The organism is Streptococcus pseudopneumoniae (assembly GCF_038148935.1).
Classification (GTDB): domain Bacteria; phylum Bacillota; class Bacilli; order Lactobacillales; family Streptococcaceae; genus Streptococcus; species Streptococcus pseudopneumoniae_U.
Genome location: NZ_JBBJZX010000223.1, coordinates 1 through 367 on the forward strand (window position 1 = coordinate 1; position 367 = coordinate 367).

Annotated in this window: 1 pseudogene; it reads right to left on the reverse strand. The window is 33.0% G+C overall.

The window, feature by feature from the left end:
* Window positions 1-367: pseudogene (locus tag WKI42_RS10720) on the reverse strand (DNA replication/repair protein RecF); the annotation flags it as partial.

A 367-nucleotide genomic window follows, 5' to 3' on the forward strand; every position in this document is an offset into this window, starting at 1 on the left:
CACATCGTCAAGCAGTAATATTGGAGATTCTGTAGTGATGCTTTCCATTAATTCGATTTCTGCTAATTTTATCGAGAGGACGAGACTACGATGTTGACCTTGACTTCCAAAACTAGCATCCATCCCATTTATATAAAAAGAAATATCATCTCGATGAGGACCAACACCAGTATTTCTTTTAAATAAATCTCTAGATTTACTTTTTTCTAAAGCGATTTTGAAAGATTCAGATAAGTCTTCCTTGTCAGTTATCTTTACAGAAGATTGATAGGATATTGACAACTCTTCAATCTGATTAGAAAGTTCAAAATGTTTCTTACGGCCAAAATGTTCTAGTTTTTTTATGAAATCTAAGCGGTGATTCATC